The organism is Streptomyces sp. NPDC059003, assembly GCF_042740445.1.
Lineage (GTDB): Bacteria > Actinomycetota > Actinomycetes > Streptomycetales > Streptomycetaceae > Streptomyces.
In genome coordinates this window covers 61862-68951 of sequence record NZ_JBHYJH010000031.1, presented here as the reverse complement: position 1 = coordinate 68951, position 7090 = coordinate 61862, and the positions used below count along the sequence as shown (strand labels likewise).

The 7090-nt window shown below is 70.0% G+C and carries 4 protein-coding genes; 2 read left to right on the top strand and 2 right to left on the bottom strand.

All coding sequences use genetic code 11. The features are described from left to right. Positions 1 to 71: 71 nt before the first annotated feature. Entirely contained in the window at positions 72 to 1601 is a 1530-nt protein-coding gene (locus tag ACFWZ5_RS14685) for a helix-turn-helix domain-containing protein (RefSeq protein ID WP_384805448.1), read from the bottom strand. A gap of 437 nt (positions 1602 to 2038) precedes the next feature. Between ACFWZ5_RS14685 and acnA the strand changes: the two genes are divergently transcribed. Then, positions 2039 to 4753, top strand: coding sequence for an aconitate hydratase AcnA (gene acnA / locus ACFWZ5_RS14680; RefSeq protein WP_384805446.1), 2715 nt, complete (start codon positions 2039 to 2041; stop codon positions 4751 to 4753). Positions 4754 to 4827: 74 nt separating this feature from the next. Here the strand turns inward: acnA and ACFWZ5_RS14675 are convergent, their stop codons facing one another. Further along, positions 4828 to 6144, bottom strand: a complete 1317-nt coding sequence (locus ACFWZ5_RS14675) for a flavin-containing monooxygenase (protein WP_384805444.1) — start codon at positions 6142 to 6144, stop codon at positions 4828 to 4830. A gap of 85 nt (positions 6145 to 6229) precedes the next feature. Here ACFWZ5_RS14675 and ACFWZ5_RS14670 point away from each other — a divergent pair, with 85 nt between their 5' ends. Next, the gene (locus tag ACFWZ5_RS14670; RefSeq protein WP_384805442.1) at positions 6230 to 6823 is read left to right on the top strand and encodes a MerR family transcriptional regulator; all 594 of its coding nucleotides are present in this window, start codon (positions 6230 to 6232) and stop codon (positions 6821 to 6823) included. Positions 6824 to 7090 lie beyond the last annotated feature (267 nt).

The window sequence follows — 7090 nt, the reverse complement described above, 5'->3', positions numbered from 1 at the left end:
ACCCACCCGCCCTGAAAGGGCGGGTGGGTGGGGAAAAAGGGGGTCCAGGGGGCGGAGCCCCCTGGTTTCGGCTAGATGTCCCGGAACGTCTCGATCTGGGCGCCCACCGAGTTCAGGCGCTCCGCCAGGTCCTCGTAGCCGCGGTTGATCACGTAGACATTGCGCAGCACCGACGTGCCCTCCGCCGCCATCATCGCGAGCAGCACGACCACGGCGGGCCGCAGCGCCGGCGGGCACATCATCTCGGCGGCGCGCCACCGCGTGGGGCCCTCGACGAGCACCCGGTGCGGGTCGAGGAGCTGCAGGCGCCCGCCGAGGCGGTTCAGGTCCGTGAGGTAGATCGCGCGGTTGTCGTAGACCCAGTCGTGGATGAGGGTCTTGCCCTGGGCCACGGCCGCGATGGCCGCGAAGAAGGGGACGTTGTCGATGTTGAGGCCCGGGAAGGGCATCGGGTGGATCTTGTCGATCGGCGCCTCCAGCTTGGAGGGGCGCACGGTGAGGTCGATGAGCCGCGTGCGGCCGTTGTCGGCGGCGTACTCGGCCGACCGGTCGTGGTCGAGGCCCATCTCCTCCAGGACGGCGAGCTCGATCTCCAGGAACTCGATCGGCACCCGCTTCACGGTCAGCTCGGACTCGGTGACGACGGCCGCGGCGAGCAGGCTCATCGCCTCGACCGGGTCCTCGGACGGCGAGTAGTCCACGTCGACGTCGATGGTCGGCACGCCGTGCACGGTGAGCGTGGTGGTGCCGATGCCCTCGACCTTGACGCCGAGCGCCTCCAGGAAGAAGCAGAGGTCCTGGACCATGTAGTTGGAGGAGGCGTTGCGGATGACCGTCGTGCCGTCGCTGCGGGCGGCGGCGAGCAGCGCGTTCTCCGTCACCGTGTCGCCGCGCTCGGTCAGGACGATCGGGCGGTCGGGCGTGACGTCACGGGCGACCTCGGCGTGGTAGAGGCCCTCGGTGGCGGCGATGTCCAGGCCGAAGCGGCGCAGCGCGATCATGTGCGGCTCGATCGTGCGGGTGCCGAGGTCGCAGCCGCCCGCGTACGGCAGCTTGAAGCGGTCCATGCGGTGCAGGAGCGGGCCGAGGAACATGATGATGGAGCGGGTGCGGCGCGCGGCGTCCGCGTCGATCGCGTCCATGTCGAGCTTGGCGGGCGGCACGATCTCGAGGTCGACGCCGTCGTTGATCCAACGGGTGCGGACGCCGATGGAGTTCAGGACCTCCAGGAGGCGGTAGACCTCCTCGATGCGGGCGACCCGGCGCAGAACCGTGCGGCCCTTGTTGAGCAGGGACGCGCACAGCAGCGCCACGCACGCGTTCTTGCTGGTCTTGACGTCGATCGAGCCGGACAGACGGCGCCCGCCGACCACGCGCAGATGCATGGGACCCGCGTACCCCAGCGAGACGATTTCACTGTCCAGGGCCTCGCCGATGCGGGCGATCATCTCAAGGCTGATGTTCTGGTTGCCGCGCTCGATGCGGTTCACGGCGCTCTGGCTGGTGTTGAGCGCCTCGGCCAGCTGCGACTGTGTCCAGCCACGGTGCTGCCGGGCGTCGCGGATGAGCTTGCCGATGCGTACGAGGTAGTCGTCTGCCATGCGCCAGAGGCTATCTCAGATATGAGATGAGGCGCCCGTCGGGGTAGGCCATTGGGGGAGTGACCGGTTCCGACCCGTCAGGCGCGCGCCGCCGCGCGGACGTTGAGCCGCAGGCGGGCGCCGTTGACCACTGTGCACGCGCAGGGGGTGTGACGCACGTCGACGGCGGGGAACTCGGCCACTTGGTGCAGCGTCGACCAGGTGCGAGCCCGGGGGCGCGTACGCCCGGGCGCGCGCGAGCGCCGTCCGGGCAGGGCTCACCTCGAACTGGCGGGGCTCATGTATTAGAGTTATCTCGACATCGAGATATCTGCCGAAGGCGCACCGCAGCCGTCATCTCGGTAAGGGTTACCTAACTTAGCCTTACCTTAGCGGATCCGCGAGAAGGCGTGGCGGCAGGATGCGGTGGAACGCGCACATATATGAAGGAGACTGTCGTGTCGGCGAACAGCTTCGACGCCCGCAGCACGCTGCAGGTGGGCGACGAGTCGTACGAGATCTTCAGGCTGGACAAGGTCGAGGGCGCCGCGCGCCTCCCTTACAGCCTCAAGGTTCTGCTGGAGAACCTGCTCCGCACCGAGGACGGCGCGAACATCACCGCCGACCACATCCGCGCCCTCGGCAACTGGGACTCGGCGGCCCAGCCGTCGCAGGAGATCCAGTTCACGCCGGCCCGCGTGATCATGCAGGACTTCACCGGCGTCCCCTGCGTCGTGGACCTCGCCACGATGCGTGAGGCCGTGAAGGAGCTCGGCGGCGACCCGGCGAAGATCAACCCGCTGGCCCCGGCCGAGCTGGTCATCGACCACTCCGTCATCGCCGACAAGTTCGGCACCAACGACGCCTTCCAGCAGAACGTGGAGCTGGAGTACGGCCGCAACCGCGAGCGCTACCAGTTCCTGCGCTGGGGCCAGACCGCGTTCGACGAGTTCAAGGTCGTCCCGCCGGGCACCGGCATCGTGCACCAGGTCAACATCGAGAAGCTGGCCCGCACGGTCATGGTCCGCAAGGGCCAGGCCTACCCGGACACGCTGGTCGGCACCGACTCGCACACCACCATGGTCAACGGTCTCGGCGTCCTCGGCTGGGGCGTCGGCGGCATCGAGGCCGAGGCCGCGATGCTGGGCCAGCCGGTCTCCATGCTCATCCCGCGCGTCGTCGGCTTCAAGCTGACCGGTGAGCTGAAGCCGGGCACCACCGCCACCGACCTGGTCCTCACGATCACCGAGATGCTGCGCAAGCACGGCGTCGTCGGCAAGTTCGTCGAGTTCTACGGCGAGGGCGTCGCCGCCACGAGCCTCGCCAACCGCGCCACCATCGGCAACATGTCGCCGGAGTTCGGCTCCACCGCCGCGATCTTCCCGATCGACGACGAGACGCTGAAGTACCTGCGCCTGACCGGCCGTGACGAGCAGCAGGTCGCGCTCGTCGAGGCGTACGCCAAGGAGCAGGGCCTCTGGCTGGACCCGGCCGCCGAGCCGGACTTCTCCGAGAAGCTGGAGCTCGACCTCTCCACGGTCGTCCCGTCGATCGCGGGCCCGAAGCGCCCGCAGGACCGCATCGTCCTGGCGAACGCCGCCGAGCAGTTCAAGACGGACGTCCTGAACTACGTCGACACCGCCGACGAGGCGGGCAAGGAGTCCTTCCCGGCCTCCGACGCCCCGGCCGCCAGCAACGGCGTCCCGTCGAACCCGGTCACCGTCACCGCCCCCGACGGCTCGACGTACGAGATCGACCACGGCGCCGTCACGGTCGCCGCGATCACCTCCTGCACCAACACGTCGAACCCGTACGTGATGGTCGCCGCCGCGCTCGTCGCGAAGAAGGCCGTCGAGAAGGGCCTGACCCGCAAGCCGTGGGTCAAGACCACCCTCGCCCCGGGCTCCAAGGTCGTCACCGACTACTTCGACAAGTCGGGCCTGACCCCGTACCTGGACAAGGTCGGCTTCAACCTCGTCGGCTACGGCTGCACCACCTGCATCGGCAACTCCGGCCCGCTGCCGGAGGAGGTCTCCAAGGCCGTCAACGACCACGACCTCGCCGTCACCTCGGTCCTCTCCGGCAACCGGAACTTCGAGGGCCGCATCAACCCCGACGTCAAGATGAACTACCTGGCGTCCCCGCCGCTGGTCGTCGCGTACGCCATCGCGGGCACCATGAAGATGGACATCACGACCGAGGCCCTGGGCACCGACCAGGACGGCAACCCGGTCTACCTGAAGGACATCTGGCCGTCCGAGGCCGAGGTCAACGACGTCGTCGCCAACTCCATCGGCGAGGACATGTTCTCCAAGTCCTACGAGGACGTCTTCGCGGGCGACGCCCAGTGGCAGGCGCTGCCGATCCCGACCGGCAACACCTTCGAGTGGGACAGCGAGTCGACGTACGTCCGCAAGCCCCCGTACTTCGAGGGCATGACGATGGAGACCACGCCGGTCTCCGACATCGCGGGCGCCCGCGTCCTCGCCAAGCTGGGCGACTCGGTCACCACCGACCACATCTCCCCGGCCGGCGCCATCAAGGCCGACACCCCGGCCGGCCAGTACCTCACGGAGCACGGCGTGGCCCGCCGCGACTTCAACTCCTACGGCTCCCGCCGTGGCAACCACGAGGTCATGATCCGCGGCACGTTCGCCAACATCCGCCTGCGCAACCAGATCGCGCCGGGCACGGAGGGCGGCTTCACCCGCGACTTCACCAAGGCCGACGCGCCGGTGTCGTTCATCTACGACGCCTCGCAGAACTACCAGGCCGAGGGCACCCCGCTGGTCATCCTGGGCGGCAAGGAGTACGGCTCCGGCTCGTCCCGCGACTGGGCCGCCAAGGGTACCGCGCTCCTCGGCGTCAAGGCCGTCATCACCGAGTCGTACGAGCGCATCCACCGCTCGAACCTCATCGGCATGGGCGTCCTGCCGCTCCAGTTCCCGGCCGGCCAGTCGGCCGACTCGCTCGGCCTGACCGGTGAGGAGACCTTCTCCATCACGGGCGTCACCGAGCTGAACGAGGGCACCACGCCGAGCACGGTCAAGGTCACCACCGACACGGGCGTGGAGTTCGACGCGGTCGTCCGCATCGACACCCCCGGTGAGGCCGACTACTACCGCAACGGCGGCATCATGCAGTACGTGCTGCGCAGCCTGATCCGCAAGTAAGCGATCACGGCAGGCAGTCGAGGGCCGTACCTCCCGGGCGTCGATCCGGAGGGTACGGCCCTTCGCCTGTCCCGCTACGCGGTGACGAGGGCCGCGGGCGCGCCCGAGCGCAGCACGTGGTCGACGTGGATGAGGCGGGCGAGGTACCGGCCGTTCTCCACGTTCGCCGCGATGCCCACGGGCGCGATGTCGTTCCCGTCGGGGAGCCCGGCGTAGTACAGGCCGGGCAGCGCCCCGAGGAGGCCCTTCTCCTGGATCGGGGCCCCGTGCTCGTCGAGGACGTGGTCCGGCAGGATGCGGTAGTCGGGGCCGAAGCCGGTGCACCAGACGATCGTCGCGATGCCGTGGCGCGCCAGGTCGAGGCGCTCGCCGAAGTCGGCCACGTGCGCCAGGGGGACCTCGGGCGCGGGCCGCTCCTGCGGCGCCACGAATCCCCGCTGGCGGATGCGGGTGTCGATGAGGTCGACGGCTTGCCGGAACGAGCGGGCGGACTCCTCCGCGACGGCGACGACGTTGTCCTTCAGATGCAGCTCGTGGCCGTCCGCCGCGCGCACGGAGCCGACCAGGGTGACGCCCTTCGCGGCCAGGGTGCCGAGGTTCAGGTCGTCACGCTTGTCCCGCACGGCGGTCACCGGCAGGCCCGGCAGGACGGGGCCGCCGTCGCCGACCACGGTCCCGAACTCCTCGTACAGCGAGGGGAGCGCGCCGATCCACTCCTGGATGCTCCGGCCGCGGTAGCGGCGCGGCCACGCGCGGTGCCGCCCGACCGCGAGGAACGTGCGGCGTCCGGCGTCCGCCAGCTCGTCCGCGATCTGCTGGCCGCTGATGCCCGCGCCGACGACCAGGACCGCCCCGTCCGGCAGGGACGCGGGGTTGCGGTAGGCGTGGGAGTGGAGCTGGTGGACGGCCCGTGCGACGTCGGCGGCCAGGGCGGGGGTGCGGGGGGCCGCGTAGCCGCCGACGGCCGCGACGAGGTTGCGGGACTCGACGACGCCGGTGGCCAGGTGGGTCCGGAACCGCACGTCGTCACCGGCGGCGGCGTCGGGCGGGCACTCGACCCTCTGCACGGCCGTGTGCTGCCGCACCCGGAGCCCTCGTTCCGTCACGTAACGGCGCAGGAGACGGGCCAGTTCGGGGCCCGAGGGGCAGCCGTAGGGGTCGTCGCCCTCGTACTCCCGGCCGGGGAAGCGCACCGATCGGTTCCCGCTCCCGATCAGCAGGCTGTCCCAGCGTTCGTGCGCCCAGGCCTGGCCGATCTCTCCCCGCTCCAGGACGAGCGCGTCCCGCCCCACCTCCTGGAGGGCCCCGGCCACTCCGCACCCTTGCTGCCCGGCGCCGATGACGACGTTCTCCGCGTATTCGACTGCTTCTACCGCTTCGACTGCTGACACGACGGAACTCCTTTACTAAGGCTTGCCTAAGTTCTGTGTGGTTCCGACCTTGTCCTGTGAAGTCGCCTTGATGTCAACTGGGCGCATGGCGAGGCGGCGTGGGGTCTCCATCGGTGAAGCGGCGGCTCTGTACGGCATCGCGCCGTCCACGGTGCGGTGGTGGGAGAGCCGGGGTGTGCTCGCCCCGCCTGCCCGCGAGGGCGGCAAGCGGGTCTACGGCGACACCGACCTGCGCCGCATCGGGCTCGCCTATCTGTGCTGCGTGGTCGGGCGGATGCCGCTCGACCAGGCGGCCGTCGTCACCTCCGGGAAGGCCACGCGCGACGTCTGGCAGGACGCGATCGACGCCCAGATCGCGCAAGTGGAGCGGCAGATCGGGCAGTTGGAGGCCGCGCGTGACTATCTTCGGCACTGTCTGAGCTGTACGGATGACGACATCGCGGGGGAGTGTCCCGTTCTGGACTCCGAGCTGGCCGCGCATACCCCGCGGGGGCGCGCCCGCTGTGACGAAAGTGTGGGCGTCGGCCCCGAGCGTGACGAAAAGCTCTGCCCTGGCTGCCGGGCGCCGGTGACGCGGCCCCCGCGCGGCCGCCCTCGGATGTACTGCTCCCCGGCGTGCCGTCAGCGTGCGTATCGCGCTCGCCGGGGGCGCCCCAGTCCCACCCCTTCCCGAAACTAGGGGGCTCCGCCCCCTAGGACCCCCTTTTATCCGGCGCTTCGCGCCTCGTCCTCAAACGCCGGACGGGCTGGATCTAGCGGCAAGATCTAGCCCCTCCGGCGTTTGAGGAGCGGGGTCTGGGGCGGAGCCCCCCGCGGCGGAGCCGCAAATCGACACAGCCGGGAAGGGGCGGGATTGGGGGCTCCGCAGCCGCGGTGCCGTTGTCCGTGCCGAGGGGCTGTGGGATGCTCCGGGCGCTCGTACACCCCCTTCCCCACGGGAGTCTCC